The sequence below is a fragment of the Sphingobium sp. TomTYG46 genome, from assembly GCF_055396345.1.
In genome coordinates this window covers 1,327,633-1,354,064 of record NZ_AP027324.1, presented here as the reverse complement: position 1 = coordinate 1,354,064, position 26,432 = coordinate 1,327,633, and the positions used below count along the sequence as shown (strand labels likewise).

At 62.6% G+C, this 26,432-nt stretch carries 26 protein-coding genes, 1 tRNA gene and 2 pseudogenes; 12 read left to right on the top strand and 17 right to left on the bottom strand.

Features of this window, described 5'->3' with window-relative positions; genetic code table 11:
* Window positions 1-60: 60 nt before the first annotated feature.
* A complete protein-coding gene (locus tag ACZ5YV_RS06870) occupies window positions 61-909 on the bottom strand; it encodes a class I SAM-dependent methyltransferase (protein ID WP_464786961.1) in 849 nt (282 codons plus the stop codon).
* Window positions 910-953: 44 nt separating this feature from the next.
* Here ACZ5YV_RS06870 and ACZ5YV_RS06865 point away from each other — a divergent pair, with 44 nt between their 5' ends.
* The 5 genes from ACZ5YV_RS06865 (at window position 954) to ACZ5YV_RS06845 (ending at window position 3,421) form a co-directional block, all read left to right on the top strand.
* Entirely contained in the window at window positions 954-1,703 is a 750-nt protein-coding gene (locus ACZ5YV_RS06865) for a double zinc ribbon domain-containing protein (protein ID WP_464786960.1), read from the top strand.
* Window positions 1,704-1,746: 43 nt separating this feature from the next.
* On the top strand, window positions 1,747-2,004 hold the full coding sequence (gene grxC / locus ACZ5YV_RS06860; protein ID WP_449473447.1) for a glutaredoxin 3: 258 nt from the start codon (window positions 1,747-1,749) through the stop codon (window positions 2,002-2,004).
* 5 nt (window positions 2,005-2,009) lie between these two features.
* Window positions 2,010-2,840 carry a carbon-nitrogen hydrolase family protein gene (locus ACZ5YV_RS06855; protein ID WP_464786959.1) on the top strand — a complete coding sequence of 277 codons (831 nt, stop codon included), beginning with the start codon at window positions 2,010-2,012 and terminating at the stop codon, window positions 2,838-2,840.
* Window positions 2,837-3,310 (top strand): DUF1178 family protein, encoded by a 474-nt coding sequence (locus ACZ5YV_RS06850; protein WP_464786958.1) that lies wholly within the window; start codon window positions 2,837-2,839, stop codon window positions 3,308-3,310. The genes ACZ5YV_RS06855 and ACZ5YV_RS06850 overlap by 4 nt, the downstream gene beginning before the upstream one ends.
* A gap of 34 nt (window positions 3,311-3,344) precedes the next feature.
* Window positions 3,345-3,421: transfer RNA gene (locus ACZ5YV_RS06845), tRNA-Arg, on the top strand.
* Here the strand turns inward: ACZ5YV_RS06845 and ACZ5YV_RS06840 are convergent.
* The 3 genes from ACZ5YV_RS06840 to ACZ5YV_RS06830 all read right to left on the bottom strand — a co-directional run bounded on the left by ACZ5YV_RS06840 (window position 3,380) and on the right by ACZ5YV_RS06830 (window position 6,229).
* Complete coding sequence (locus tag ACZ5YV_RS06840; protein WP_464789171.1) at window positions 3,380-5,032, bottom strand: recombinase family protein; 1,653 nt, start codon at window positions 5,030-5,032, stop codon at window positions 3,380-3,382. The genes ACZ5YV_RS06845 and ACZ5YV_RS06840 overlap by 42 nt on opposite strands.
* Before the next feature lie 379 nt (window positions 5,033-5,411).
* Complete coding sequence (locus tag ACZ5YV_RS06835; RefSeq protein ID WP_464786957.1) at window positions 5,412-5,903, bottom strand: type II toxin-antitoxin system YhaV family toxin; 492 nt, start codon at window positions 5,901-5,903, stop codon at window positions 5,412-5,414.
* Window positions 5,903-6,229: a type II toxin-antitoxin system PrlF family antitoxin gene (locus ACZ5YV_RS06830; RefSeq protein WP_464786956.1), complete on the bottom strand. Its 327-nt coding sequence runs from the start codon at window positions 6,227-6,229 to the stop codon at window positions 5,903-5,905. Before ACZ5YV_RS06830 ends, ACZ5YV_RS06835 begins: the two co-directional genes overlap by 1 nt.
* A 198-nt stretch (window positions 6,230-6,427) precedes the next feature.
* Here ACZ5YV_RS06830 and ACZ5YV_RS06825 point away from each other — a divergent pair.
* The 4 genes and pseudogenes from ACZ5YV_RS06825 to ACZ5YV_RS06810 form a co-directional block, all read left to right on the top strand.
* Window positions 6,428-7,840: pseudogene (locus ACZ5YV_RS06825) on the top strand (AAA family ATPase); the annotation flags it as partial.
* 147 nt (window positions 7,841-7,987) lie between these two features.
* Window positions 7,988-8,371, top strand: a pseudogene (locus ACZ5YV_RS06820) (TrbG/VirB9 family P-type conjugative transfer protein); the annotation flags it as partial.
* Window positions 8,368-9,588, top strand: a complete 1,221-nt coding sequence (locus ACZ5YV_RS06815) for a TraB/TrbI/VirB10 family type IV secretion system protein (RefSeq protein ID WP_464786955.1) — start codon at window positions 8,368-8,370, stop codon at window positions 9,586-9,588. The pseudogene ACZ5YV_RS06820 and the gene ACZ5YV_RS06815, both read left to right, overlap by 4 nt.
* Entirely contained in the window at window positions 9,585-9,809 is a 225-nt protein-coding gene (locus ACZ5YV_RS06810; protein WP_464786954.1) for a DUF2274 domain-containing protein, read from the top strand. Before ACZ5YV_RS06815 ends, ACZ5YV_RS06810 begins: the two co-directional genes overlap by 4 nt.
* A gap of 15 nt (window positions 9,810-9,824) precedes the next feature.
* On the opposite strand, the gene ACZ5YV_RS06805 is transcribed toward ACZ5YV_RS06810, so the two are convergent.
* The 5 genes from ACZ5YV_RS06805 to ada all read right to left on the bottom strand — a co-directional run bounded on the left by ACZ5YV_RS06805 (window position 9,825) and on the right by ada (window position 13,637).
* Complete coding sequence (locus tag ACZ5YV_RS06805; protein ID WP_464786953.1) at window positions 9,825-10,133, bottom strand: EexN family lipoprotein; 309 nt, start codon at window positions 10,131-10,133, stop codon at window positions 9,825-9,827.
* Between the two features lie 31 nt (window positions 10,134-10,164).
* Window positions 10,165-11,088, bottom strand: a complete 924-nt coding sequence (locus ACZ5YV_RS06800) for a LysR family transcriptional regulator (RefSeq protein WP_464786952.1) — start codon at window positions 11,086-11,088, stop codon at window positions 10,165-10,167.
* Between the two features lie 131 nt (window positions 11,089-11,219).
* Window positions 11,220-11,879, bottom strand: a complete 660-nt coding sequence (alkB, locus tag ACZ5YV_RS06795) for a DNA oxidative demethylase AlkB (protein WP_464786951.1) — start codon at window positions 11,877-11,879, stop codon at window positions 11,220-11,222.
* Entirely contained in the window at window positions 11,866-12,570 is a 705-nt protein-coding gene (locus ACZ5YV_RS06790; RefSeq protein WP_464786950.1) for a 2OG-Fe(II) oxygenase, read from the bottom strand. Before ACZ5YV_RS06790 ends, alkB begins: the two co-directional genes overlap by 14 nt.
* On the bottom strand, window positions 12,567-13,637 hold the full coding sequence (gene ada / locus ACZ5YV_RS06785) for a bifunctional DNA-binding transcriptional regulator/O6-methylguanine-DNA methyltransferase Ada (RefSeq protein ID WP_464786949.1): 1,071 nt from the start codon (window positions 13,635-13,637) through the stop codon (window positions 12,567-12,569). Before ada ends, ACZ5YV_RS06790 begins: the two co-directional genes overlap by 4 nt.
* Window positions 13,638-14,006: 369 nt before the next feature.
* Here ada and ACZ5YV_RS06780 point away from each other — a divergent pair, with 369 nt between their 5' ends.
* The 3 genes from ACZ5YV_RS06780 to ACZ5YV_RS06770 all read left to right on the top strand — a co-directional run bounded on the left by ACZ5YV_RS06780 (window position 14,007) and on the right by ACZ5YV_RS06770 (window position 17,281).
* Window positions 14,007-14,708 carry a flavin reductase family protein gene (locus ACZ5YV_RS06780; RefSeq protein WP_464786948.1) on the top strand — a complete coding sequence of 234 codons (702 nt, stop codon included), beginning with the start codon at window positions 14,007-14,009 and terminating at the stop codon, window positions 14,706-14,708.
* A 62-nt stretch (window positions 14,709-14,770) separates the two neighbouring features.
* Complete coding sequence (locus ACZ5YV_RS06775) at window positions 14,771-16,270, top strand: S41 family peptidase (RefSeq protein WP_464786947.1); 1,500 nt, start codon at window positions 14,771-14,773, stop codon at window positions 16,268-16,270.
* A 174-nt stretch (window positions 16,271-16,444) separates the two neighbouring features.
* The gene (locus ACZ5YV_RS06770) at window positions 16,445-17,281 is read left to right on the top strand and encodes a lysostaphin resistance A-like protein (RefSeq protein ID WP_464786946.1); all 837 of its coding nucleotides are present in this window, start codon (window positions 16,445-16,447) and stop codon (window positions 17,279-17,281) included.
* 243 nt (window positions 17,282-17,524) lie between these two features.
* Here ACZ5YV_RS06770 and ACZ5YV_RS06765 read toward each other — a convergent pair.
* From ACZ5YV_RS06765 to ACZ5YV_RS06730, 8 genes are all read right to left on the bottom strand, one after another.
* Window positions 17,525-18,468 (bottom strand): IS630 family transposase gene (locus ACZ5YV_RS06765; RefSeq protein ID WP_464786945.1). Its coding sequence is split into 2 segments (ribosomal slippage): window positions 17,525-18,130 and window positions 18,133-18,468, totalling 942 coding nucleotides; the frame shifts between segments, so codons are not numbered across the junction.
* Between the two features lie 171 nt (window positions 18,469-18,639).
* Complete coding sequence (locus ACZ5YV_RS06760) at window positions 18,640-19,233, bottom strand: plasmid pRiA4b ORF-3 family protein (RefSeq protein WP_464786944.1); 594 nt, start codon at window positions 19,231-19,233, stop codon at window positions 18,640-18,642.
* Window positions 19,234-19,343: 110 nt separating this feature from the next.
* A complete protein-coding gene (tnpC, locus tag ACZ5YV_RS06755) occupies window positions 19,344-20,825 on the bottom strand; it encodes an IS66 family transposase (RefSeq protein WP_464786943.1) in 1,482 nt (493 codons plus the stop codon).
* Window positions 20,826-20,891: 66 nt separating this feature from the next.
* Window positions 20,892-21,248, bottom strand: a complete 357-nt coding sequence (gene tnpB / locus ACZ5YV_RS06750) for an IS66 family insertion sequence element accessory protein TnpB (protein WP_464786942.1) — start codon at window positions 21,246-21,248, stop codon at window positions 20,892-20,894.
* Window positions 21,245-21,637: an IS66-like element accessory protein TnpA gene (gene tnpA, locus ACZ5YV_RS06745; protein WP_464786941.1), complete on the bottom strand. Its 393-nt coding sequence runs from the start codon at window positions 21,635-21,637 to the stop codon at window positions 21,245-21,247. The genes tnpB and tnpA overlap by 4 nt, the downstream gene beginning before the upstream one ends.
* A gap of 307 nt (window positions 21,638-21,944) precedes the next feature.
* A complete protein-coding gene (locus ACZ5YV_RS06740; protein WP_464786940.1) occupies window positions 21,945-22,574 on the bottom strand; it encodes a hypothetical protein in 630 nt (209 codons plus the stop codon).
* Window positions 22,574-25,693: an HsdM family class I SAM-dependent methyltransferase gene (locus tag ACZ5YV_RS06735; protein ID WP_464789112.1), complete on the bottom strand. Its 3,120-nt coding sequence runs from the start codon at window positions 25,691-25,693 to the stop codon at window positions 22,574-22,576. The genes ACZ5YV_RS06740 and ACZ5YV_RS06735 overlap by 1 nt, the downstream gene beginning before the upstream one ends.
* Window positions 25,690-26,166: a hypothetical protein gene (locus ACZ5YV_RS06730; RefSeq protein ID WP_464789111.1), complete on the bottom strand. Its 477-nt coding sequence runs from the start codon at window positions 26,164-26,166 to the stop codon at window positions 25,690-25,692. Before ACZ5YV_RS06730 ends, ACZ5YV_RS06735 begins: the two co-directional genes overlap by 4 nt.
* Between the last annotated feature and the right edge of the window lie 266 nt (window positions 26,167-26,432).

Below are 26,432 nucleotides of genomic sequence, written 5' to 3'. Positions count from 1 at the left end.
GACGCGGCTGCTTCAAAAATTTGCTGCCCCCCGTTCGCGACCCGATAAAGGGACGAGCGGCTAGTCCTTCCGCTTGAGCGCTTCTGCCAGCGACACGGTCGCGCTGCCTCGCCGGGCTGGCTTGGCCTGGCTGGGGTCTGGTTTCCAGCCACTTAGATACAGGATTGCCATTTCCTCGGCGGTGCGGCCGTCGGGATCGGCGGCGGTGGCGAAGTTCTGGCTTGCTTCGATCAGTGTCTCGCGGCGCAGGGCTGGGGGATGGGACGCCAGAACATTGCCCGCGCCCATGCCGCGCAGATCGTGCATCAGGCGCAATATGTCGCCATAGCGTACGGTCAGTGTCTCGCTGTCCGCCACAGGCATGGCGAAGCCTGCGCGGCTGAGCAGGTCGCCTGCCGCGCGCACATCGACTTGCGGATGGATGTGCTGGGCGGGGCGGTCGCCTTCTCCGGCCATCAGTGCGGCGCGCAGACGGGGCAGGGTGCCTGCGCCGGTAAAGGCCGCGAGCAGCAGGCCGTCGGGCCGCAGGATGCGCCGCATGAGGATGAGCGCGCCGGGCAAGTCGTTCACGCTGTCCAGTGTGCCGCATGCGATGATGAGGTCGAAACTGTCATCGGCGAAGGGGAGCGCATCCTCTTCCGCCTGCACGCCGCCCTGCGCGCTCGCGGCTGCGAAGCCGGGGTCGCTGCATATTACTGTCTTCCCCATGGCCTCGAGCGCGGCGCGGGCGCTGCCGTCGGGGCAGCCGATGACGAGGGCTTCGGGGAGGTCACGTTGCACATCCGCCAGCCGGTCGAGTAATTCGTACAGCATCGCGCGATAGAGAAAGTCATGCTCCGCGAAGTGCGGCATCATCCGGTCCCGCCGCCTGGCGCGCAATGTTCGGTCGAAGATGTCGGGCTGGGTCATGGCGGGCCTTGTGCATCGGTGCCGGAGCGGGAACAAGGGCGATCATGCATCTCGCCTCTCTTCTCAAGGGCGCCGTTCGCCCGGCACTCGACTATGCACTGCCGCCGCGTTGTCCTGGATGCGGCGTCATCGTTGATGCCGACGATGCCTTTTGCCTCACATGCTGGAGCGGGATGCGCTTTCTGGGCGAGCCATGCTGCGCGCGGTGCGGCGTGCCGTTCGAGCATGATCGGGGCGGGGACGCGGCGTGCGGTGCCTGCCTGGCCGATCCGCCGCCATTCGACAGCGCGCGGGCGGTGCTGGCCTATGGCGATGTCGCGCGGACGGTAGCGTTGCGGCTGAAATATGGGCGGCGCATCGGTCTGGCGCGGCTGATCGCGCGGCATATGGCTCGGCGCTTGCCTGCCTTTGATGCACCGCCGTTGATCATGCCTGTGCCGCTGCATCGCTGGCGCCTGTGGTGGCGGGGCTTCAATCAGGTGGCGCTGATCGCGGATCATCTTGGCAGGGCTTCGGGGCTGGCGGTAGAGAAGCATGCGCTGCTTCGCGTCCGGGCGACGCAGCCGCTGCGGGGCATGCATGCGCGGCAGCGGACCAAGGCTGTCGCGGGCGCCTTTGCACTGGCGAAAGATCATGGCGTCAAAGGCAAGGCGGTGCTGCTGATCGACGATGTTCATACCAGCGGCGCGACTGCGGCGGCTTGCGCGCGGGTGCTGAAACGTGGCGGGGCGTCCAGCGTTCATCTGTTGTGCTGGGCGCGGGCTTTGCCGGAAGGCGCGGAAGGGACTGATTGACAAAGCCCCGTTCAGCCACAATTTCAGCGCCAAGGAGTATCGAATGGCGAAGGTCGAAATCTACACGAAGGCATGGTGCGGATATTGCGCGCGGGCAAAGGCGCTGCTGGAGGGCAAGGGCGTGGCCTTCGACGAATATGACATCACGATGGGCGGCCCGAAGCGCGGCGAAATGCTGGATCGCGCCAATGGCGGGACCACGGTGCCGCAGATATTCATCGACGGCAGGCATATAGGCGGCAGCGACGACATGGCGGCGCTGGATCGTCAGGGCAAGCTGAACCCGCTGCTGGGGCTGTAAGCGCCATGCGGGCCGCGATCTTCCAGATGACGAGCGGGATCGACCCCGCCGCGAATGCGGCCGCCATCGTCGAGATGGCGGGACGCGCGGCCGAACAGGGCGCGGATATGCTCTTTACCCCCGAAATGGCGGGTTATCTGGATCGGAACCGGGCGCGGGCTGCGGATACCCTGCGCAGTGAGGCTGACGATCCGGTGCTGAACGCCGTTCGCGAGGCGGCGGCTCGGCACGGACTGTGGGTGCATCTTGGTTCCTTGCCGCTCAAGGAAGAAGGCGGCGATGGCCGTTGGGTCAACCGCAGCTTCATGATCGATGACAGGGGCGGCATTCGGACGCGCTACGACAAAATCCATCTGTTCGATGTCGATCTGGCGACCGGTGAAAGCTGGCGGGAATCATCGGTATATCGGCCCGGGGACGAGGTGGTGGCGGTGGATACGCCCTGGGCAAGGATGGGGTTGTCGGTCTGTTACGACATGCGCTTTCCCGACCTTTATCGTTCCCTGACCAATGCGGGCGCCACGATGTTGCTGGTGCCTGCCGCCTTTACCGTGCCGACCGGGCAGGCGCACTGGCATGTCCTGCTGCGCGCCCGTGCGATCGAAGCTGGGTGCTTTGTGGTAGCGGCGGCGCAGACCGGCAGCCACGAGGACGGACGGGAAACCTATGGCCATAGCCTGGTCATCGATCCCTGGGGTGAGGTCTTGCTCGACATGGGAGAGGAGGCGGGACTAGCCCTTGCCGAGATCGACCTGTCGCGCGTAGAGGAAGTGCGCGGGCGCGTGCCTGCGATTGCCAATCGGCGTAACCTTCCATCGGACGTGACCATTTCGTGATTGTTTTCGACCTCAAATGCGGCGCCCATGGCCATGTGTTCGAAGCCTGGTTCGGATCGAGCGCGGACTATGAGGATCAGGTGGCTCGCGGCCTGCTGTCCTGCCCCATGTGCGGCGATGCGGAGGTATCGAAGGCATTGATGGCGCCCGCTGTTGCCGCCAAAGGAAACAGCCGCAGGGCAGAAGCGCCAGTTGCTACCTCGACCGCGCCGGTAGCCATGGCGGGCGACGAAGTCCGGATGCGCGAGATGATGCAGGCGCTGGCCCAGGCGCAGTCAAAGGTTCTGGAAGATTCGACCTGGGTCGGCAGGGGCTTTGCCGAACATGCCCGCGCTATGCATTATGGTGAGAAGGATCGGGCCAGCATCCACGGCGAAGTGGCGCCCGACGAAGCGCGCGCCCTCATATCGGAAGGCGTGGAGGTTGCTCCGCTGCTGTTTCCGGTCGTGCCGCCCGAAGCGAAGAATTGACCGCGCCTGCGACGCAGCATAGAGCCGTCACCGGGCACCCGTAGCTCAGCAGGATAGAGCATCAGATTCCTAATCTGAGGGCCATGGGTTCGAATCCCGTCGGGTGCGCCATTTCGGTTCAAAACTACGAACGCCTAGCACCGCCGCCTCTACGCCAGCGGCGGCGGTGAGGGTGCGGAGCAGCTCGCTTCGCAAGCCGCGGATGCGAACCTCCGTCTTGCTCACCACCTCGACCCGCTGGGCGACAGCCCGCACATGATCGCGCGCGAATGAGCCGTCGTCGTTGCGCAGCTTCCTGCGCGCCGCCAGCGCGAAAGCCCGGAGGCTCTCGGCCGTGATCGCAGGGCCGATCTTCTCGACATGCGCCACCGCCCGCTCGGAATCGCCCCTGGCCTGGTCGCGCGTGGCCGTCAGCTCGGCGATCCGATTCTTGAGCGAAGGGTCGCTCACGTCGATCACGCCATTCTCGATCGCCTCATAGAGCCGGCTGAGCTTGGCGTCCGCCTCGGTCGCCCGGCGCTCAAGCTCTGCGGCATGAAGCCGGCGTTCACTGGCCCATTGATCCCGACGTTCGAGAATTTGATCCATCAAGTCTTCAAGCCGCTTCGGATCGAGCAGCCGCCATTCGAGATGGCCGATCACGGCTTCATTCAGCCGATCCATCGGCACGGTGATGCCGGGGCAGCCCTTGGCGCCCTGCCGGGCTTTGGTCGAACAAGTGTAATAGCGATATTCGCGGCCGACGCTGCTTGTGCCTGTGCGCAGGGTCATCGCCCCGCCGCAGCAGGCGCAGAAGCAGATGCCCGTCAGCAGCGTCGGGCCGCCCACCGCCATCGGCGGCATCATCTTGGGGCTGCGCGCCTTGAGCGACCGCTGGACAGCCTCGAACTCCGCATCGGTGACGATCGCCGACACCTCCATAATGGCGTGCTCGCTTTCGGGCTTCGACGTCCTGGTCTTGTGATCGCGCGTGTTAAAGCGATGCTGGCCGATATAGGTCGTGCGGGTCAGCACCTGATGCACCGCGCCGAGACCCCATCGCCCGCCGTCGCGGGTGCGGAGGTTGTTCTCGTTGAGCCAAGTTGCGATGGCTTTGAGCCCCATCGGCCCCCGATCATCGACGCCATTCAGGGCCATGCGATAGATGCGTCGCACCGTTTCGGCCTGGATCGGGTCGATCTCCAGCTTCTTCTTGACCTTCGCGCCGCGCTGCCCGGCCTCGACGATCCTATAGCCGATCGGCGCGCGAGCGCCGTTCCAAAAGCCCTGGCGGGCATTCTCGTTCATGGCGCGCAGCGTATGCTTGCCATTCTCCTTCGACTGATACTCGTCGAACAGCGTCATGATCTGGCGCATCATCACACTCATCGGATCGTCGCCCAAATCCTGCGTGATCGAGATCAGCCGAACGCCGTTCTTCGCCAGCTTGCGGACGTAGAACTCGAACTGGAATTGATCGCGGAAGAAGCGCGAGAAGCTGTGGACGAGGATCACGTTGAACGGCGACGGCTTCTGCATCGCCGCGTCGATCATCGCCTGGAAGGCGGGACGACGATCGTCCGTCGCGGTGTTGCCCGGCTCGACGAACTCGGCCGTGACCTCCCAGCCGCGCGACAGGCAATAGCCTTCGATCTGGCGGCGCTGATCGGGAATCGACAGATCGCTCTCGGCCTGGCGGCCGGTAGAGACGCGCAGATAGAGCGCGGCGCGGGCCGTCGCCATGACCGGCGGGGTATCCTCGACGCGAAGGGCGGCGTCGGTCATTGCGTGATCCTCCTTATCTCACGGCAAGGGTCCGAACAGGTCGTCCAGCTCCTTGCGCAAATGGCCTTCGATCGCGCGCAGCTCGGTGTCGCCGATCGGAACCCGCTCGGGCCAGTCGTCCGTGACGACGATCGGCCCGTTATCCTTGACGGCGCGCGCACGGGGCGCGGCTCGCTTCGGCGGCGCGCGCATATAATCGTGCAGGTCTTCGAGACCTTCCGACCAGCCGCGCGGCGCGTGGCGGGGACGACGTTTGCGAGGCAGGACCATGCCCCAACGCTGCCGCGCGGCCGCGCAGGACGCAAATGGTCCGGCCGGGCGTAGCGCAGATAAGGGCTCATGGCGGGTCTGGCGAAGCCGCCCCCAAACGCTCCTGCGCTTCCGACTCGCTCGCAGCCGTCAGCAACGCTGCCCAATCGTCGGGCGGATTGCCCTTGTCGAGCATCTTGCGGAATACCGCATAGGCGTCCGACTTCGATCCATAGGTGCGCAACGTGGTCTCGTCGTTCACCCAGGCAAAGACGATGACCTTCGCGCTGGTGCTGTAGCGGAAGAACAGCCGGAACCGGCCACCGCCGAACTTCGCCCGGAACCAGTGCTTGCGGTCGTCCCCCAGCGTGCCGCCCTGCCGATATTCCGGGCGCGTGGGATCTTGCGGGATGATCTCGAACACGAGCTGGCGCAGCGCTTCCAGCAGCTTCGCATTGGCCGATTTGCGCCAGCCGCGCGGGTCTTTCTCCCGCAGGAGTGCGACGACCGCCCCCAGCTTCTCGAATTGATCGAGAAACAGGGGGTGGGCAATGAGCTGCCACCCGTTGACGACCGTCATCAGAGATCGACATCGCCGTCGATCGGCGCATCGAGATCGACCTTAACGCCCTCGGTTAGCGTCGCGATGCGTTCAGCGAGCGCCGGGGAGAGCGCGGTCAACGCCTCGGGCCGGCGTTTAATGTCCTCGGCCAGAAACGTCAGAAAGCTGTCGATCGCCGGATCGTCATGCTCGGCATCGGCGCGATGCACCGACACCCCATGCTCATCGACGCGAAAGGCGATCTTGCCGCCGTAATCGACGCCGAGCGCCTGGCGAACGGACTTCGGAATCGTCGTCTGGCCCTTGGCGGTGATGGTGCTGATCTCTTCGAGCAACGCGGGCATGGCTAATCTCCTCCACCCGCAGAATGTAAGGAAATCACATTACTTTGTCAAGATGGAGTCTTTCGCTGGCATCACACCATTCTTGGCAGCACATGCCAGTGAATCAGTCCGATAGAAGAAGAATCTGCCCGGTTTCTCCTCCGCCAGAACCTGCATGAGCTGATCGTCGGGGGCCAAGGTGTCGCGCTGAACGCCGCCGTGCAGACGCATGTCGATCGGATCGAGCAGCACAACCGCGATCTCCGCGCCAAGGCCGATGCGATCCCCGCCGCGCGGCGCGGCGGACTCGACGCCGAAGCATTCTGCGCGTTGCAGCCGATTCCCGATCTCGACCGGGAATTGGCCGACGCAGAAAAGCGACTGGCCGCCGCCCGTTCATCGGAGGCGGTCGCGGCGGCGGCGATATTCCCAGCTCTCTCCTTGCCGACATTTGACCTCGACGCCCTGGGCGGCCTTCTCGGTCGCGATTTGCCGGGTCTGGAAGAGGCTGCGGCCGAACGGGTGCAGGCCCATATCGCGCTGCTTGCCCGTGGCGGGGAGCGCTGGATTGGTGACGGACTGACACACGCTGACCACGCCGCAGCGGCAGGCGCGGCGATCTGTCCGTTCTGCGCCCAGGATCTCGCCGGCTCCCCTGTGATCGAGCACTACCGCGCCTATTTCGGAGACGCCTACAACGACTTGAAGCGCGAAATCGCCAACGCCATCCAGGCCCTCACGACCACCCATGCCGGTGACGTGCCGGCCGCCTTCGAGCGCACCGTGCGCGAAGCGATCGAGCGCCGCGAATTTTGGCAGGCATTCACCGAAGTCCCCGCAATCCAGATCGACACCGCGGAAATTGCGCGCGCCTGGAAATCCGCCCGCGACGGCATCATGGAGCGTTTGAAAGCCAAGCAGGCCGCTCCGCTGGAGCCCTTGGTGCTCGGCGACGACGTGCGCGCCGCCGTCGCGACCTATGAGGAACAGCGGGTTGGCCTTGATCGCGTCGCCGCTATCTTGGTGCAGGCGAACGATGCTCTGGCGCTCGTCAAGGAAGAAGCGCGCGCGGCCAACGTCGCCGCGCTCGCCGGCGATCTGACCCGGCTTCGCGCCGTCGAGGCCCGGCACCAGCCGGACATCGTCGCGCTCTGCACCGCCTATGTTGATGAGCGCGACGACAAGGGCCGGACCGAGACCGCGCGGGACCAAGCCCGCGAGGCGCTGAACCAATATCGCCAGAACGTCTTTCCGGCCTACCAAGACGCGGTGAACGACTATCTGCGTCGTTTCAACGCCGGCTTTCGCTTGGGCAACGTCGCCCCCGTGAACAATCGCGGCGGATCGGCCGCCAACTACAACGTGCTCATCAACAATATCGCTGTGGGGCTCAACGCCGCCGAGGGACCGAGTTTCCGAACCGCGCTGAGTGCGGGCGACCGCAACACCTTGGCGCTGGCCTTCTTCTTCGCCACGCTCGAACGTGACCAGGCGCTCGCGCAGAAGATTGCAGTGATCGACGATCCTATGAGTAGCCTTGATGAGCACCGCACCCTGCACACCGTGCAGGAAATTCACCGTCTCGCGGGCACCGTGGGGCAGGTCATCGTCCTCTCGCACTCGAAGCCGTTCATCCTCAATGTCTGGGAAAAGTGCGGCGCGCTCCCGCGCGCCTCGCTCCAAGTCGTGCGCGCGCAGCAGGGCTCGACGCTGGTGGCTTGGGATGTCACCGGCGACATGATTACGCTGCACGACAAGAGGCACGCCGATGCGCTCGTCTATCCGCAGGACCAGCTCATTGCGCTGCGCAGCGCCAATGCGCCGGCAGCTTCGGCCGCGCCCGTCGCGTCCGGCATCGACGTGTCCGCGCTCAATTTCCGATACCGTGTCGAGGGCGACCGTGCGCCGTGGAAGCCAGTTCGGGCTTTCGACGATGGCCGGCAGGTGTTCATCGAGTTTCCGGCCGGGATCTCGCAGGGTGAGATGCCGCCGCTCTTCGTGACTGGCGCGGCCGGCGACGCCGAACTGGTGAATTATCGCGTGCAGGGCCGCTACATGGTGGTCGATCGCCTGTTCGCCGCCGTCGAACTGCGCCTGGGCGACCGGCGCAGCGAGCAGCGCGTCCGCATCGTGCGCAACCATGGACGGGAACGGCGGCCGTGAACGATCGCACCGATATTCCTCCCGCCGAACCGGCCGCGCCGCAGGCGGTCCCCGCCGATCCAAGGCCATTCCAGCTCCGAGGCGATCCGCCGCGCGTCATGCGTCTGTCGCGCAAGGCGTTGACGGTCATAGGCGTCGCCGCCGGCCTCGGCATAGGCGGCTCGCTGATTTACGCGCTCAAGCCCACAGGCGAGCGACAGGCGGGAGAACTCTACAACACCGAGAACCGGGCCACGGCCGAGACCATCACATCAGGGCCGCGCGATTATGCGCAGGCGCCCAAGCTCGGCCCGCCGCTCCCCGGCGATCTCGGCCGGCCCATCGCCGCCGCCCAGCAGCGTGGCGAGAATGTCCCCGTGCCGCCGGTCGGCGCGCAGCCTGACCCACGCGCACAAGCCGAGGAAGTCGCCCGCCAGCGCGCCCAGCAGGAGCGCGACGCTGCCCGCACGAGCGGCGTATTCCTCGGTGGCAGCAGCGCTGGGGCCAGTGCAATGCCGTCCCTGCCGAATCTCGCGGCGGGAGCGCCAGATGCTATCGCCCCTCCGCAGCCCACCGAGACAGCGCAAGGCGACCAGGCCGCCAAGCGCGCCTTCATGGCGCAAGCGTCGTCCCAGCGAACGATCAGCGTCGAACGCCTGCGAGCGCCAGCTTCGCCCAACATCGTGCAGGCCGGCAGCATCATCCCGGCTGCGCTCATCACCGGCATCCGCTCCGATCTTCCCGGCCAGATCACCGCGCAGGTGACGCAGAACATCTATGACAGCCCCACGGGCCGCATCCTGCTAATCCCGCAAGGCGCCCGGCTGATCGGCGAATATGACAGCGAGATCACCGCCGGGCAGACCCGCGTGCTGCTTGCCTGGGATCGGCTCATCATGCCGGATGGCCGCTCGATCGTTCTCGAGCGCCAGCCCGGCGCGGACGGTGCGGGCTTCGCGGGGTTACAGGATCGCGTGAATCAGCATTGGGGCAATCTTCTCAAGGCGGCTGCCGTCTCGACGCTGCTCGGGGTCGGGGCGGAGCTTGGCGCGGACAGCGAGGACGACCTGACCCGCGCTCTGCGGCGGGGCAGTCAGGACACCATCAATCAGACTGGCCAGCAGATTGTGCGGCGGCAGCTCAATGTTCAGCCGACGCTCACCATCCGGCCAGGCCATCCGCTGCGCGTGGTCATCACCCGCGACCTGGTGCTCGAACCCATCGGAGGAATGCGATGACCAAGTTGAAGTTGGGGCCGCTCGCCGATGATCGGCCCGTCAAGCTGACAGTGGAGCTGCCCGCGTCAGTTCACCGTGATCTTGCTGCTTACGCCGCTGCGCTTGCAGCCGAGGCCGGCGGAGAAGCTGTGACACCGGAGAAGCTGGTTGCGCCGATGCTCGCCCGGTTCATGGCGAGCGATCGAGGCTTCTCGCGCGGACGGCGCGGCGCGAAAGACTGAACGTGCCCGCTTGGGTCAGTTGCCGAGAAACCGCTTCCGACGCTCCGCTGCTTCCACCCTGATGATCGCCTCCTCGGCGGTAGCGCATTCGCCGCCACGGACCGAGCCGTCGCGACATCCCGCTACGACCTGACGGGCCTCGTCGGTGTGCGCTACGAAATACTGCGTGCCGCGCGCCTCACTCGAAACCGGAGCCGCAGGTGTAGTGGCAGCGATCGTATCGGTCTGCTGGATGGGAGAAATCACCGGCCGCAAGACGAATCCGCCTGCGAAGCCGATGACCAAGGTGACGAGCACGACGATGATTGTCTTGCCTTGCGACATGACGATTAACTCCAAGAACTGGCTGTCTAATTTACTGGAATTTCTGAGAAAAATCAAAAGACAGCGCATAGCGATTCTTGATGAATCCAAGGAAACGCCGCAGCGCCGGATTGCTATTGTCGTCGCGCCAGCAGCCGGAATAGCCGGTGAGCGCCGGACCCTGTTCGCCGTCTATCGGCCGATAGACGACATCTGGATAACGCGCGCCAGTCGAGCCCTCGCAAACGACACTGACGCCCGAGCCGCCGCCGATAACGCTCAGAACGGTCTCGCGGCTGGCCTGGAGCATTCGGATGTCGGGCTTGCCGCCAGAGACCGCCAAACGACCCAGCAGCATGTCTCGTATTTCTGGGCCGGGATCGACGTCGGGCAACAGAAACCGTTCTCCTCGAAGATCCGTCCAATGGACCACGTCGCGTGCCGCGAGAGGATGGGATGCCGGCAGTGCGACGAGCATCCGTTCGCTCCAAAACGGCTCGCAGCGGAAGTCCACGTGGTTGACCGCACCTATCAGGACAGCAATGTCGATCTCGCCCCTGTCGAGTCCGGCGAGCAACACGCTGCGATCGGCTTCGACGAACTCCAGTTCAACATCAGGATGCGCATCGCCCCAACTCATCAGCGTTGCGCGGAGATTGCCAGCTGAGATGGAGCTGTTATGTCCAATTATCAGGCCACCCGCGCGGCCTTGGCTGGCTGCTCGCATCATCGTCACAAGTTTATCCGCGCTAGCAAGCATCGGTTTTGCGCTGCGGATGAAGGCGGTGCCGGCTAAAGTGGCTCTAACGCCCGCACGTGATCGCTCGAAGATTGGCATTCCGATGGCACGTTCAAGTTTGAGGATGGCGCGGCTCAGTGTGGACTGCTCGACGTCAAGCGCACGGGCAGCTCGATAGAAGCTGCCATGATCTGCCGCTGCGATCACGTAGCGAAGCTGAAGAATGTGGAATGACATCGTCTACTCAGTTTGCGGACGGCAGCGGAAGTGCCAGAGAGGAAGTTCGAGACTAGACGCTGGAAATTCTCCACGTCCCGGATGCGACTTCTTGCATCTCCTTTTTGTTCTGACGGTCGTTCCGCAGTTCGTCATCGGGCGACCCGGAGGGTCAAGTTGTAACGAAACTCGCCCGCCGGGCTGTCGCCGCCGCGCAGCGTATCGACGCCGTGGAAGGTCAACCTGGCCTGACCACCCCAGACCACCACGTCCCCGTGAAAGAGGCGCACTCGCATCGGCTTGTCGCCACGGGCCGCGCCGCCCCACAGAAACGTCGCTGGCAGCCCCAGCGACACCGAGACGATCGGCGCGTCGAAGTCGCGCTCGTTACGATCCTGGTGGAGCGAGAGCCGGGAGCCGGGCTCGTATCTATTCACCAGGCAGGAGTCGGGAAAAAATCCGGGATAGCCGGCTATTTCGGCCGCACGCTCCGCGAGGCTCCGGAACGTTTCAGGTATTGCTGGCCATGGCTTGCTTGTCTGGGGATCGAGCGGAGCGTAGCGGTAGCCGGTCCTGTCCGTCACCCAACCGACGCTGCCGCAGTTGGTCATTGCGACCGACATCGGCCATCCACCCGGTGTGACCATGTTACGAAAGGGGGTCGAGGTCTCGATGCGGCGAACATCGGCCAGCAGGGCATGCGCATCCGGGGTGGCGAAGCTTCCCAGCAGCATGGCTCCTGGTTGCAATGGCATGGCGCGTCGCCCTTCCTCGAACAGCTCCGTCGAAACCATCGCCTCAGGTGGCATCATGGAAAATGATCCCTACGGTGTGCCGGCGGCCAGAGCGCAACTCGCTAACACCGTGCCGCAGCATGACCCGGTAGTCGCCCTTTGTACCACGGTGCGGCCGGCTATTGACGGCGAACACCACGGCGTCGCCCTTGGCGAGCGGCACTACCGCGGGCCGTGACTGCATACGCGGGCGCTGCTCGGTTAGAACGAACTCTCCGCCCTCAAACTCTTCATGCGGCTGGGAAAGCAGCGTCGCCACCTGCAAGGGGAAGACATGCTCGCCGTAGAGGTCCTGATGAAGGCAGTTATAGTCGCCTGGGCCATATTGCAGCAGCAGCGGCGTCGAGCGGTGCTGCCCGGTGGCGTGGCACCGCTCCAAGAATTCCGCATGGGTAGCGGGGAAGCGCACGTCCATCCCCATGCGCTCGTGCCAGGCGTTCGCGACGGGGGCGAGTTGTTGATAGAGCCCGGCTCTCAGCTCCTGCACGAGGTCGGGCAAGGGATAGGAGAAGTAGCGGTATTCACCCTTCCCGAATCCGTGCCGCGCCATGACGACGTGGCTGCGGAACGCGAGCGTGTCCCCATACATGTCGGCAACGGCGTCGCTCTGATCCTTCGTCAGCAGCTTTGGCAGAACCGCCCAGCCTTGCCGGTCGAGGTCGCAGGTGACTGCCGCCCAATCGAACTCCTCGATGCGCGTCATGGTCATGGCGCCTTCTCCATGGCAAGGAGCTTGCGCTTGCGCTCGACACCCCAGGCGTAGCCGGAGATAGCGGCGTCGTTACGGACGACGCGATGGCAAGGGATCGCGATCGCCAGCTTGTTTGCGGCGCATGCGCCCGCGACCGCACGCGTCGCGCTCGGTGCGCCGATGCGCTCGGCGACATCGGTGTAGGATAAGGTTTGCCCGACCGGAATGTCGCGCAGTGCTTGCCACACTCGCTGCTGGAATGCCGTGCCGCGCACGTCGAGCGGCAGATCGAGCCCGACCTGCGGGGCCTCGACGAAGCCGACGACTTTCGCGACGATAGCCTCGTAGTTGGCATCGGCACCGATCAGCGTCGCCTTCGGAAAGCGATCCTGGAGGTCGCGCACCAGCGCATCGGGATCGTCGCCGAGGAGGATGGCGGCAATGCCCTTGGTGCTTAATGCAACTAAGATGGAGCCGAGCGTCGTCTCGCCGATTGCGAAGCGGATATCCTCTTTCGCTCCGCCTTTGCGGAAGCTCGAAGGGGTCATTCCGAGCAAGGCGTTGGATGCTTCATAAAAGCGGCCGTTCGAGTTAAAGCCGGCCTCGTAGATCGCCTCGGTGACGCTGTTATCGCCGGCCAGTGCCTCTCGCACGCGCTTCGCGCGATCGGCGGCCGCATAGCTCTTTGGCGTGAGGCCGGTGTGTGCCTTGAAGATGCGGTGAAAATAGCCGGGGCTAAGTGCGAGTGCTTTGGCGAGTTCGGTCAACGACGGCGCGGTTTCGCTCGCCTCGATGATGCGACAGGCCTTGGTGACGATCTCAGCGTTCACTACCTCGGCGGCGGGTCCGTCGGGCTTGCACCGCTTGCAGGCCCGGAAGCCGGTCTGCTGCGCGCTTTCAAGAGTGTCGTGAATGGTGACGTTCTTGGGATTACAGCCGCGCGACGGGCAGGAGGGCCGGCAATAGACGCCCGTTGTGTTAACTGAGTACCAGAAGTCGCCGTCGGCGGTCTTGTCGCGGGCGACAATGCGTGCCCAGCGTGTATCGGCGAGAACCGCTCTAGCTTGTTTGTTTTGACTGTTCACAACGTCCGTCCTCTGCATCCTGAACCCCGACGTAATCCTGATCCTGATCCTGACGAGTGGCATTCCGACTCGTACTTTCTAATCAAGTTCAGCGCTGGCGCCTCAGACCCACCCGGAGTTGGAGATCGTCGCATCGCTCCAAATTCTCAGTGAGACGCGACTTTCGCTTGTCGTGCTCATGGGTCTTGTCGGGCAAAGGGCTGTTGGGCGAATTTTATTGCCTCAGACTTAGTGCTGCACTCCGTTTTTTGCTTTCAAATCCGAGGTTGTGTCGCGTAGGGGCTCGCGCCAATTTCAAGATAAGAACCGGAGTGTTTCCATTCGCGAAGCCGCGCAGATCCATGTGCGCAGCAAGACTCCGGAGACCTTATGCCGACGAAATCAGTCACAATTGAACCTGCGATTTTGTATTTAGGTACGCCCGTGGTGCTGATCAGCACTCAAAACGAAGACGGGTCACATAATCTGGCACCGATGTCGTCCGCCTGGTGGCTGGGCTGGCGCTGTTTTGTCGGTCTCGGCATGGATTCAAAGACGCCGCAAAACATGATCCGCACCGGTGAGTGCGTGCTCAATCTGCCCTCTGTGCATCAGGCGGCCGCGGTGGATCGTCTTGCGCGGCTCACGGGAAGCGATCCGGTGCCGCCGGTGAAGCAATATATGGGTTATGCGCACGAGCGGCATAAATTCACGACTGCTGGCATGACCGCTACCGCGGCGGAGACGGTGAACGCCGTGCGCGCAGCCGAATGTCCGGTGCAGCTTGAGGCGGTCCTTGTAGCGCAGCACCCCGTAATGGCGGATATGGAGGGGATGAGTGGATTTGTCGGCGCCTTCGAGCTGCGCGTCACCCGCGTTCATGTCCATGCGGATATTCTCATGGACGGGTTCGACAACCGCATTGACCCCGATAAATGGCGGCCTCTGATTATGAGTTTCCAAAAGTTCTATGGACTAACGCCGCAGGTGCATCCATCGAGGTTGGCTGAGATCCCTGAAACGCTGTACCGCTCGCCGGACGTGGATCGCGCCCGTGAAGAGTTCGCCTTGCAGGCGCGCCCCGCACAATGAGGAAACACCACGCACTCGCCAGATCTTGCGAAGTTCGCTACATCCCTGGCGCGCGACGCTCCATGCTGTCCAAGGCGGCTAGTGGAGGACACAATAGAGCAAAGGCGGGCGCGGGCGACAAGCCATTAGCCTCGATCTGGAGAGAAAAATTGCGAATCATTGTGCTTTTTCTCGTCGCGATGCTTGGCGCTTGCGCTACCGATCCTGCCGTTATGGTGCGCGGCATGGACGAAGCAACGTTTCGGTCTGAACTGCAGCGGCGCTTCAATTATCCGCCGCCTCAGCCTGCGCCAGCGCGCTTACCCAATGCGAGCGCCGGCCAGATTGCGGACGCCGCTTATTTCACACATTTCCCAGAGTATGACCGCTCCTATTCGCCTCGCGCTCGCGCTCAGGCGCATCGGTTGGCCGAGCGGTTGCGCGCCGATGCGGGCGGGTTGAGCCGTGAGCAATTCATACTCCGCGTTTCCGAGATCGCCGCGCTGGCCGACAATGCGCACACCCAATCGATGACCTTAGCGCCTAGCGTGCCGTCAATTCCGCTGCGGATGTATCTCTTTGCCGATGGACTTCGCGTTCTTTATGCGAACGAGGACAATGCCGACCTAATTGGCGCGCAGATCGACCGCATCGAAGGTCGCGGGATCGACGACATTTATTCCGCCATTTTACGCTACCAGGGCGGCGGCACGCCGGCCAGGCGCCGCCTCATGCTATCTCCCATGCTCGAAACGCCCGCGCTGCTTGAAGCAGCTGGGATCGCGCAAAACAAAGACAGCATCGTCATATCCGGCATTCTGCTCGATGGCACGCCGTTCGAGCGTCGTCTTGTTGCAGAGCAGAGCGTTCGCCCGCCGCTCCCTTTTGATACGGCGCGGCTCCTCTTTCCACACCATGTTTCTAACATGCGCGGCCTTTCGACCGGAGAACTTCCGATTTCTCTGCAAAACAGCGACGCCACGTTCTGGTCCGCCCCTTTCAATGACGGCCTTTATGTGCGGCTAACGGAGAATATTGATCGGCGACTTGAAACATTTGTCGATGGTGTACTGACTCAGGTCCGACAAAAGCAGCCGCCCTTCATCATCATCGACATGCGGATGAATAATGGCGGCGACTATACGAGGACATATGGGTTCGCGCGCGCATTGCCCGAAGCTGCGCGCGGTGCGCGCATCTACGTGCTGACCTCGCCCTGGACATTCTCGGCCGCGATCACGACGATCGCCGCGCTGAAGGATCAAGGCGGCAACCAGATCATCATTGTCGGCGAAGACGTCGGCGACCGACTGGACTTCTGGTCCGAGGTTGGGATGTATACTTTGCCGAACACACGCGTTGCAGTTCTGTACGCGCGCGCTCGCCATGTCTATAACGGCCCGTGTCGGAATTTGGATACGTGCTATTGGCTGAACTACCTCTACCCGGTGCGCGTGCGCACGCTCCACCCCGACATCGTCGTGCCCTGGACCTTCGCGGCCTATCGCGAGGGACGTGATCCCGCATTGGAGGCGGTTCGAACTCGCCAAGCTAGAGTGCGGTCGAATGTCGATAGACGCTGAGTAGTCCCAGTCCAGTTTGGTCGCATCAAGCGCCGAACACGGGCACGCGGACAAACAACGGAAGCCGGCGAGCGGCGCGGATGGTTTTCGGCCACGCTTGGCGGGACGCCGAGGCGGGGATCAAATCGGGTTGCCGCAAGATCGAAAAACTAAAGGCGGGTGGGGAGAACTAAAGTGTCTGCAACCAAAAAAGCCGGAGCATTCCTGGCGCTCATTCTTGCGCTGACTTGGGCGCCCGTCACGATCGCGTGGCTCAGCGGCGTTCGCGACATCATGCACGGCGGCCCCGCCTCCCTGATCTTTTTGCTGAGCCCGGCTCTTTCCGCGATTGTGTGCGCGGCGCTGTTTGACAAAGGGGCGCGCGTTGAAGTGCTGGGGATTAAGTTTCAGCCGAATTGGTGGTGGCTTGTGGCGCTCGTCGCGCCCTTTATCCTGGCGCCGGCCGGCATTGGCGCCATGCTAACGCTGTCGCCCTATTCCTTCGCTGGTTTCGAACAGCTCGCGCAACAGGCCGAGGCCACGCCGCAGCACCTCACGGAAGTGCACAATCTCGGTTTTGCCGGTCTCTTCCTAGCCAGCATCGCGTCCTACACGCTGTTTGCAATTCCCGAAGAGTTAGGCTGGCGCGGCTATCTTTATGCGCAATGGCGGCGTTTCGGGTTCTGGCGTTCCTCACTCGCCACCGGCTTTGCGTGGGGCGTCTGGCATTGGCCAGTGATGGTTTTCTGGGGAATCAATATCGCGCCCGGCCATATGCTGTTCTCGCTTGTTCTCTTCACGCTCTCCACCATGCTGCTGGCGCCGATCATGACGCTGCTACGCGATCGCGGGCGCTCGATCTGGGCGCCGGTGATTTTCCACGGGGCGATGAACGCGGTCGCTCCCCTGGTCATGCTGTTGTGGAAGGCACCCGATTTTCCGTGGGGCAAACTCGCTTTCGGCGCGATGATGGCGCTTAGCGCCGTACTGATCGCGATTTTTCAGCGTAATCCCGATCGCATGGGACAATAGGTACTCGGACGCACGCGCGGGCACTATGGCGCGGCACGTCAATCCGCCGTTTACCTCTGATCGCTGCTAGCGCATGTCGCCAGGGGAATGGGCTGCCCTTGGGACTTAGCAGTCAGGCTGTTTCTCACAAGTTGACGGCCGACCTTCGGCTGTGCCGACGCCCGATCGAGGGAATAGTAGCTTTGGGGGCGATATGATGCCTGCTGGCGAGCGGGGCAGCTATTTCCTTAGAGTCTTTCTGACTTAGATTGAGGCATATCCGGCTCCACGGATGTAATTGGCGCATTCTGCGGGCGGGAAGTGGTCGAGCAGTTTTCCGATGCGTCGCCATGTTGCCTCGACGGTGCGTTCGTTGGCCTTGCGGAGCAGACGCTTGAGCTTGGAGAACATCTCCTCGATGGGGTTCAGGTCGGGCGAGTAGGGCGGCAGGAAGAACAGCCTGATGCCCGCCGCCTTGAGCAATTTGCGCACGCGGCTGCCTTTGTGGCTGCCGAGATTGTCGACCACGATGATGCTGCCGGGTTCCAGCGCGGGGATCAGGAACTGCTCGACCCACGCGGTGAAGCTCTCGCCGTTTATCGGGCCATCGAGGACGCAAGGGGCCACGATGCCATCATGCCTGAGGCCAGCGATGAAGGTCAGCGTCTTCCAGTGGCCATGCGGCACCTTGTCGATCAGCGGCTCGCCCCGGTGATGCCAGCCATGGGTGCGGGTCATGTTGGTCTTCGCCCAGGTCTCGTCGATGAAGACCATGCGCTTGGGATCTACCCAGCGCTGGACCCAGCGCCAGCGGTTGCGGCGTCGGATGACGTCGGGCCGGTCCTGTTCCTTGGCGAAGAGCGTCTTTTTTTAAACGTCTTGCCCAAGCGGCCCATGAACCGCCACAGCGTGTCGCAGCAGACCACCACACCACGCTCTTCACGCAGCTGGGCCAGCAACTCGTGCAGCGTCAGGTCCTTCTTCTGCTCGATCCGCGCAAGCAACCACTCGCGCTCACGCGCCAGCAACGGGAGCATGTGACCGCCGACCTTGCCCGGCTCAACAGACCCGCGCGTTCGCCATGACTGCGCCCAGCGAACCCCCGTGGCCGGGCTCACCTCCAGCAACCGCGCAGCCCCCCGCGCCGACATGCCTCGATCCAGAGCCCGACAAAACCGAACCCGCAAATCCTGTGATAATGGCCTCATCCATGCTGGCCTCCTCACCAGTGGCCACCTTGAATCACACTTCCAACCGTCTGGAAATCCCCAACGATTCATTCAACATCGGAAAGACTCTAGAAGCATCAGCGGCGGCACAACTCAGCGCGCGACGGCAACTTGGTAAGCGCCGACGGAAGGTGGCGTTGACGCGGCCTGTCAGGCTTTCCGGCGTGTCCGTGGCGCCCATTTTTTCGCGAGCGCTTCCAGCCTTGCCTCGATCAGGGGGATATCGGGCTTGGCGTTGGGATCATGGTCGTCGCCGAGGGTCTCCAGCGCCTCTTCATGATATTCATGCTGGGGATCGCCGAGCGCTTCGAGCTTTTCGGCATAGCCCCATGGCCCGCCACAGTCCTCCGGCGGGCGCATGCCTACTGCATCGAGGATGAGCGGATATGTCTGGTGCGGGCTGGCCGCGCTGACGCGCTCGATCTTGACGCTATGCTCCCAGGCGTCGCCAAAGTCGTAGAGATATCGGAAGGTCTTGCGCCTCGTATCCGCCAGGACCTGGGCGAGAGTGGCCTTACGGGCGTCGAGCGGCCCGTCGAAGCCATATTCAGGATCAGGGATGCCGAAGCCGGTCTGCCCGAAGCTCATTTCCCACAGGTGAGAGTCCGTCCACGAGAAGGCGGTCTGGATGACGGTGTGCAAGCGGTCGAGGCGGATATTGAGCGGCACCTCCAGCGTTCGGCTGACGGCCGGTGTGACATCGTCCAGCGTAATCTTCATCCGCACCACAGTGCCGTTGCTCACGCAGCCTTCTCCAGATCGTTGCTCAGCTTTGATGCCTGCCATCTCCAAGGTAAAAAGTCATCGATCCGATTGATCGGGTAGTTGCCGATGCGCTCGATGACGTCGGTGAATCACGCTTCAGGCTCGACGCCGTTGAGGCGGCATGTACCGGCCAGGGAGTAGAAGAGCGCGGCGGCCTCTCCCCCCTTCATGGAGCCGACGAACATCCAGTTCCGGCGCCCGAGCGCGACACCGCGCAGGGCGTTCTCCACCAGATTGTTGCTGATCTCGAGCCGACCATCATCGCAGTAGCGGATCATGGCCTGCCAGCGGTTGAGCGGATAGCGACATGCACGTGCCAGATTACTGTCGGAAGACAGGCCACGGTTCTGGGTTTCAAGCCAGACGCGTAAAGCTTCCAGCTTCGGCACCGCCTTGCTCTGGCGGATGCGTCTCCGCTCATCGGGTGGCGCACCCTTGATGTCGCGCTCAATGGCGAAGAGTTCGGCGATCCGCACGACCGCCTCCGCCGCGATCGGCGACGGGCTCTTTTCCAGTATGTCGGTAAATTTCCTGCGACTGTGACTCCAGCATCCTACTTCGACGATGTCCCTGGGCGCTTTGGTTTTGGGGTCGCGGTAAAGCGCGTTATATCCCGCAAAACCGTCCGCCTGCAGATATCCCTGATAGTCGGCAAGATGTTCCGCCGGATGCGCGCCACCACGATCGGCGCTGAAGCGGAAGGCCACGGCGGGCGGGCTCATGTCACCGCTGGAGCGATCATCACGCAGATACACCCAGAAGTGTCCGGTCCGGCTACCGTCGCCATTGCCCAGCAAGGTGACCGGCGTGTCGTCACCGTGGATCTTGGCGGCTTCCCGGATATAGGCGAACAGCCGCTCGCCCAGTGGCGCCAGCAGCCATGCCAGTTTCCGGGCCCACCGGCTCATCACATCCCGATCGATATGCAGCCCCACCCGGCGGAAGATCACCGACTGCCGATGCCAGGGCTGATGATCGACAAAGCGGCTGACGACGAGATTGGCCAGCAAGGCGCTGCTCGCCATGACCTTGGGCAGCGGCAGATCGACGGCGGGCGCCTGGCGGATCTGCTCGCAGGACCGGCACACCAGCCTGGGCCGGACATGGCGGATGACGCGGAAGCGCGCCGGGACATAATCGAGGACCTCAGTGACGGCCTCGTCGATCTGGACTGACGGTCCGTTACAACCGCCACTGCATGGGCTGGGCTGATGATCGACGGTCTGACGCGGGAAGTGCGCAGGAAGCGGAACGCGGTTGCCGGGTTTGCGAGCCGACATCGCCACGGGCACCGCTGGCACCTCATCATTGGCGGGTTCCGGCGCCTCGACCTCTTCGAACATCAGCCGCAGTTGAGCGATATCCATTTTCTCGGAGCTGCGGCCGAACTGGACGCGCAGCAGCCGCGCGACACGATGCTCGAGCTTTTCGATCCGCAAGGTCTGGGCTTTGACCGTGGCTTCCGCGGCTCTCCGTTCGGCCCGTTCCTGTTCCATGGCATCGGCCATCTCCAGCAGCATTTTCTGCAGGAGGACTGGGTCTGTGGGAAGGCGATCAAGGGCGAACCGCATGCTGCCGATGATAGCGGAAGCCCATGGTAAAACCTACAGAAAATGGCGGTTTCCTGATCTTTTTGCCTATGCCAACCGCGGCGTGACGACCTCGTCATGGACTATCGCCTGCTTCCAGTTCAGCCCTTCAATCAGCATCGCAAGCTGGGCTGCCGAAAGCCGGAGCGCGCCCTCATGGGCACGGGGCCACACGAACTTTCCGCGCTCGAGACGCTTCGCATACATGCATAGCCCTGAGCCGTCCCAGACCAGGGCCTTCAACCTGTCGCCCCGCTTACCGCGGAACAGGAAGACCGCCCCCGAGAATGGATCGAGCTGAAGGATATTGCGCACTTGCGCCGACAGCCCGTCAAAACCCTTGCGCATGTCGCAGGGCGCCAGCGACAGGTAAATCTTCGTCGAAGGCGGGAAAGCCAGGCTCAATGATCCAGCTCCCGCAGGACATCGAGTACCTGTTTCAGGGCGGCCCGATCAACCTCGCTATCAACCAACACCGTCAGGCCGCATCGTCCGCGAACCTCAATCCGCCCTGGTTCCCCGGCTTTGGCCGACGGCGAAGACGATGTCAGTTCGACCGGCACGAAGCCTGCCATCGCTCCGCGGAGCAGTTGTTTGCGCCAGGTGTAAAGCTGGCCGGTCCCTATCCCATGCCGCCGGGCCACGGCCGATATGACGACGCCAGGTACCGTCGTCTCCTTCAAGATCGCCAGCTTTTCCTCGTCGCTCCAGTTCCGACGCCGCTCCACCCGCACGAGCGCTCCGCCATCACCGCGACCGCTCATATGAGCCTCGTTTGACTGCTCGATGTCCATGCTCACGCCTCCTCAAAAGCGCGAGCTTTCCTATTCCGGTGCCAGCAACAAGGCCGCCTTCCGTCGGCGCTTACGCAACTTGCGCCCTGCGGCGGCTCTATAATAGCGCGAACGGCGACACATATTCGTTATGTTTGTCCTGCGGGGGGCGCCAAATACCGCCGTTAACCGCCGTTTCCTGCTCTAACGCCGCACCGACTACTTCGGCATAGTAGGCAGGGCGGCTAATGGCGGAGCGGGAGTTCGAACCATCTCCCCGCGCGGTCGTTTTGCGCAGTCGACCTATGAGGGCATCGGATATTCGACGTCAGCGCGGCAAGAGCGCGTGCCGAAGGCTGATGTTAGCGGCCGGCGACCGATTGTGAAGCGTAGCAAATCTTGAGGTTCCGGCCACCGGCGGCATTGGGTCCGGACCTGCCAGGAGCAGCAAGGGCGCATGAGCCGTGATCGCGGCGTTCACAGCTGTGCTGGCAAACGCCACATCGCCGTCCATCACATAGCCGAGCACACAACCGACCGGCAGGCCTTCGGCATATTGCTCTGTCAAGAAGCGCATCATCCCCTGAGTTACGTAGGCCGTCGCAAGAGAACTGCGTCCGCTTGGTCCGACAACGTTCAGCCGCTTGCATTCATAGGCTAAGTAGAGATCGCGGTTCCAAGTGAGCAGGACGCCGATGTCGATCTTGCCCTTGCTGAATTTTGAGCCATCCGGTGCCAGCCCAAAGGGCTCGTACTGATACTCGATCCAATGGCAAAGGCGACGGACAGTCGCGTCCTTCCATAGCAAGTCGACAAGGTTGATAGTGATCGTGTCTTCGTGAGGTTGCCCTGGCAGGAGCGCCGTGCAGGACGGCCATACGGCGATGATCCGCTGTAGGAAGCGGTTGTCGAAGGTTACAAATTTGTCGGCCCAGGCCTGCGCATCGCCGACCACCATCAATGCTGACTCCAGCGGGAAGGGCTGGGGTTAATCGCTTGCTGAAGATCGAGGGCGATCTCATCAGCATCCGCGAGCGCCGCTGAGCGCAGCCAGAAGCGCAGTTGCATCGGCTTAATCAGATAAAGGCAGTTGCCCGCGAAAACGCGGAGATCCGGCATCAGCTGGAAATTTCCATCGAGCGGGCGATGGATGTGCTTCGAGAGTTCCTCAAGCACGGCTCCTAGTTCGCCGTTTTGGTCTTCGGCGTAGTCTTCGTCTCCGCCTAGACGAAGCCGCAGGACTGCCAGATCGGCTCCCTTGGCGACGAGACGAGTGTCGATCCCTTCTCCGGAAAACCAGTCGACCAAGCTGGTCGAAAGTGTTTGGGCGTATCGCGCGCGATCGTCGGCATCGGGCGCGTTCCAAAGCTTCGGGAAGTGGCCTTCGTGGGGCTGAAGGGCGGGAAGGATCGCGGTGACCGTATCCTCGATGATCGCAATTTCATCGCCCGAAAGCCCGAAATAGGCGTAGGCCAACTTGTCGATTTCGCCGAGGACGTCACCAGCGTCAGCATCGAGCGAAAAAGCTCCTTGGTCACGGGCCTGGGCGGCGTCGATGATCGTGACCATCGCCTCAGCAGCGCGGGTCGCGGCCTTCGGGTCAGGGAGGTCCGACGCCGCTGGGAACGGCAACCTGCGCAGGTCGGCTTGTTTTACCTCCGGTCGATCCGAGCCGAACGACGCCGTCCCGTGGAAAGCATACCAGATCACCACGCGGCTGTTCAAAAGCGCGGTCAACACCTTGGCGCGGTCGTCGCCGCCTTCCGGCACGACGATCGCCTGAAGGATGTCCTCGAACGTAAGGGGATCTGTGCAATATGCGGCGCGCAGTCGGTTTTTCTCCACACCGCGAGGGACCAAAACGCGGTTGCCGTTGAAGCCGGCTTCGAAGCCGCGGCGGCGCACAACGGTGGACGGCGCGGGTAGGAGGTCACGCGAAGATTGGAACAGGCGAGAGAAGGCGCTTACCGGCAGATCGGGCAGTTTGCCGACATAGTCGCTCTGCAGGGGTTTGGCTTTCGTCGCATTTTCTTCAGCTTCAGCTTCGTCGTCACCGCCGGTGTAAGGCTGATAACCTTGACCGATGACCCATTGCCCGGTTGGCGGTGTCCGCTTGCGGCTCAGGCTTCCAAAGTCCGTCACGACCGCGCCGAGCTTGGGAAACCTTGCAAAATATCCGAAAAGCTTTGCGTCGGGTTCGCGCATCCAGAGCCGCTGTTTGAAGATCAGCGAGTTGTCGAAGACTGACTCAACATCGAGTTCGACCCTGTCCGCACTGCTGAGGGTAATGACCCGCTTTATCCGCAGATTGAGATCGGCCTTCGGCGCCCAATAGTCGAAACGGTAGGGAAATTCGTCCGCCTTAATCTTGCCGAAAATAATAAGAGCGGTAGGGCGATGCGCCTTTTCGAAGAGTTGGAAGCGCAAGTCGGCGAAGTTAATGACACGACGAACCAATGCCTTTCTGAAGAAGGCTTGACGAGCATCGACCGTGTTCTGGGCGTGATTGTGCAGGAACCCCATCGAAGGGAGGAGGAAGGCGATGACTCCTTCATCTGCCAGGTGGATGAGCGCCTTCCAACTGAACGCCCATGCGTCTTCCTTACCCGGCATCGGGTGTGAGGTTGCCTTGCTCCACTTGATCGACGACCGGTCTGGTCCACGTCGGCTGGTCCAGGGTGGATTACCGATGATAACGTCGAATTGGGTGACGTCGGGCTCTACGTCGAAGAAATCACGGCAGACCAGCGTCTTGTCCCACAGCTCGGGCAGGATCTTTCCTCGGGTGATGAGTTCCCGAATATCCCGAGGTGAAACCTCCTCCAGCAAAGCCACATAGAGCGAGAATACGGCCACTCGGATCGCGCCGCCATTCAGATCCCAGCCGTGAATTTGGCTAAGGAGTCCTTGCAGTGTCTTCCAGGGGATCGTGCGCTTCTGATGATTCAGGCGCCAGTGTTCGCAAAGACGCTGGAACGAACGGACGAGAAAGACCCCCGATCCGCACGCCGGGTCGAGAAATTGACCTTTTGTCCGGACCTTATCCGACAGCATGTCCCAAACTTGGGACACGACCGTATCGGCCAAAAACATCGGCGTGTAGTAGGCACCCTTCGCCCGCCGCTCTTCTTCCCTCTCGCCGAGGAAGCGATCGTAGACGGCGCTTATCAGTTCGATTGGTATGTAACGGAAGTCATAGCCCCAAAAGCGCTGCTGGCCGCCTTGGCCCATCTCCTCGCGGCCAGATCGAAACCGAGCGAGGATCGCCAACTGCGCGATAGTGATCTCAGGTGCTTCGGAATCGGGTTCGAACGAACAGGGCGCGACAAACAGGTCGCCATTGAAATCATTGCGAAGCGTTTGGAAAAAGGCTCGAAACGCTGCAACGTCGTTTGAAGCGAGCAATTCCAGGAAGCTGTTCGAAGCCTTTTCGGAAACGGTGGCGAAATAGGCCGGTGTGACGATTTCCCGGTCTTCGAGGTAGGCAATGAACATCGCTTGGATGAGAAGCGCCTGCGCGGAATCCGAAGACAGTCCCTCAGCCTGCAACAGCGTATGGGATGCATTGAGATTATCGAGCAGTACCTGATCGATGCGCTCCTTCGGCTTGAAGAAGTCGCCGTAGTCGCGCCAAAGGCGGCCAGATTCTGCGCCATAGATCAGGTTCTGGAACTGGAGGACTTCCGCCGTAAGGCTCAGTGTCTCGATGAGACACCGGGTTTCGAAGACGTCGCCGGGATCCTTGATCGGTGTGCGAGCGAGTGAAAAAACACGCAGCGTATCGTTGGCGATAACGAGGAGCAGGCTCGCCAAGCCCTGATTCCACAGCTCGCCGTGAAGGTCGACGACGGCGGCGCGATCGTATTGATCGGCCGCGAGGATCGCGACGGTCGGGACGCCTTGGACGCAGAAGACCGCGGATACGCCCATCTCTTCCAATGCCGCCCGGATCGCTGCGGCGTGCGGGACATCCCGGACGGCTTCAACGGACTCGTAGAGTTCGGGTGAGCGCCGGTGGGTTAGGCCAAGGCGGTCCTTCCAACCCTGGTCTAGGGGCTGAGGCGTCACCGTCGTCATGCCCGCTTACCGCTGCGTTCAAGCGCGCCGGTGAGCGACGTGGGTGGAAAATGCAGATAGCCCTGTGCTGTATCGGCCTCTGAGTCCGTCAGCGCGGATTGAAGGCGCGCAATGATGCGAGCGCAGGGAACGGCGATCGTGGTCTGCTCGCTCAGCCGGCCCTGCGCCGCGGTTTCATCTGTCAGCTGAACCTCGTCAGCTTTGAGAAGCACCACGCAGCTTTCCAACGAAACCCAGGACCGACCATGACAGCCGGCAAAAAGGCGATCGAGTTGAGCTGCTATCGTCCCGACTCGGATTCCAAAATTCCGCACTAACTCGGCGACGATCGCCAGGGCCACGACGTCGCCCGGCGTGAACGTCGGGCCGTGCCCCTTATGCGCCGCCAAGGCCGAGATGAGCTTACGCCACGTCTTGAAGTCATCGACCGAAATCGAAATCAGTCCACGAACTTGGCTTTGGGTGTAACGCATACACTCTGATAGCCGGGGAACACGCACTTATCAATCGGGGGTGAACACCCTGTCTGTTTTCTATATGTTCTCGCCTGTCCTTATGCGAATGTTACCCGCCGACGGCACCTGTGACGTCCGGTTGGACCGTCAACGCTAGATTCATCGCTGGCGAGTTGGTCCAACTAGCGTACCCTTCATAGACTCAGCGGCGCTGTGGTGCGGCACAGGTCGGTAGCCGACGCTAGGAAGCGGCGCTAGGGTAGTAAGAACGGCGACTCATATTC

Excerpts from the sequence above, each read along its gene's own strand:
- ACZ5YV_RS06870 (WP_464786961.1), bottom strand. The coding sequence starts at position 909 with ATGACCCAGCCCGACATCTTCGACCGAACATTGCGCGCCAGGCGGCGG.
- ACZ5YV_RS06865 (WP_464786960.1), top strand. The coding sequence starts at position 954 with ATGCATCTCGCCTCTCTTCTCAAGGGCGCCGTTCGCCCGGCACTCGAC.
- grxC (WP_449473447.1), top strand. The coding sequence starts at position 1,747 with ATGGCGAAGGTCGAAATCTACACGAAGGCATGGTGCGGATATTGCGCG.
- ACZ5YV_RS06855 (WP_464786959.1), top strand. The coding sequence starts at position 2,010 with ATGCGGGCCGCGATCTTCCAGATGACGAGCGGGATCGACCCCGCCGCG.
- ACZ5YV_RS06840 (WP_464789171.1), bottom strand. The coding sequence starts at position 5,032 with ATGGCGACGGCCCGCGCCGCGCTCTATCTGCGCGTCTCTACCGGCCGC.
- ACZ5YV_RS06835 (WP_464786957.1), bottom strand. The coding sequence starts at position 5,903 with ATGACGGTCGTCAACGGGTGGCAGCTCATTGCCCACCCCCTGTTTCTC.
- ACZ5YV_RS06830 (WP_464786956.1), bottom strand. The coding sequence starts at position 6,229 with ATGCCCGCGTTGCTCGAAGAGATCAGCACCATCACCGCCAAGGGCCAG.
- ACZ5YV_RS06810 (WP_464786954.1), top strand. The coding sequence starts at position 9,585 with ATGACCAAGTTGAAGTTGGGGCCGCTCGCCGATGATCGGCCCGTCAAG.
- ACZ5YV_RS06805 (WP_464786953.1), bottom strand. The coding sequence starts at position 10,133 with ATGTCGCAAGGCAAGACAATCATCGTCGTGCTCGTCACCTTGGTCATC.
- ACZ5YV_RS06800 (WP_464786952.1), bottom strand. The coding sequence starts at position 11,088 with ATGTCATTCCACATTCTTCAGCTTCGCTACGTGATCGCAGCGGCAGAT.
- alkB (WP_464786951.1), bottom strand. The coding sequence starts at position 11,879 with ATGATGCCACCTGAGGCGATGGTTTCGACGGAGCTGTTCGAGGAAGGG.
- ACZ5YV_RS06790 (WP_464786950.1), bottom strand. The coding sequence starts at position 12,570 with ATGACCATGACGCGCATCGAGGAGTTCGATTGGGCGGCAGTCACCTGC.
- ACZ5YV_RS06780 (WP_464786948.1), top strand. The coding sequence starts at position 14,007 with ATGCCGACGAAATCAGTCACAATTGAACCTGCGATTTTGTATTTAGGT.
- ACZ5YV_RS06775 (WP_464786947.1), top strand. The coding sequence starts at position 14,771 with ATGCTGTCCAAGGCGGCTAGTGGAGGACACAATAGAGCAAAGGCGGGC.
- tnpC (WP_464786943.1), bottom strand. The coding sequence starts at position 20,825 with ATGCGGTTCGCCCTTGATCGCCTTCCCACAGACCCAGTCCTCCTGCAG.
- tnpA (WP_464786941.1), bottom strand. The coding sequence starts at position 21,637 with ATGGACATCGAGCAGTCAAACGAGGCTCATATGAGCGGTCGCGGTGAT.
- ACZ5YV_RS06740 (WP_464786940.1), bottom strand. The coding sequence starts at position 22,574 with ATGGTGGTCGGCGATGCGCAGGCCTGGGCCGACAAATTTGTAACCTTC.
- ACZ5YV_RS06735 (WP_464789112.1), bottom strand. The coding sequence starts at position 25,693 with ATGACGACGGTGACGCCTCAGCCCCTAGACCAGGGTTGGAAGGACCGC.
- ACZ5YV_RS06730 (WP_464789111.1), bottom strand. The coding sequence starts at position 26,166 with ATGCGTTACACCCAAAGCCAAGTTCGTGGACTGATTTCGATTTCGGTC.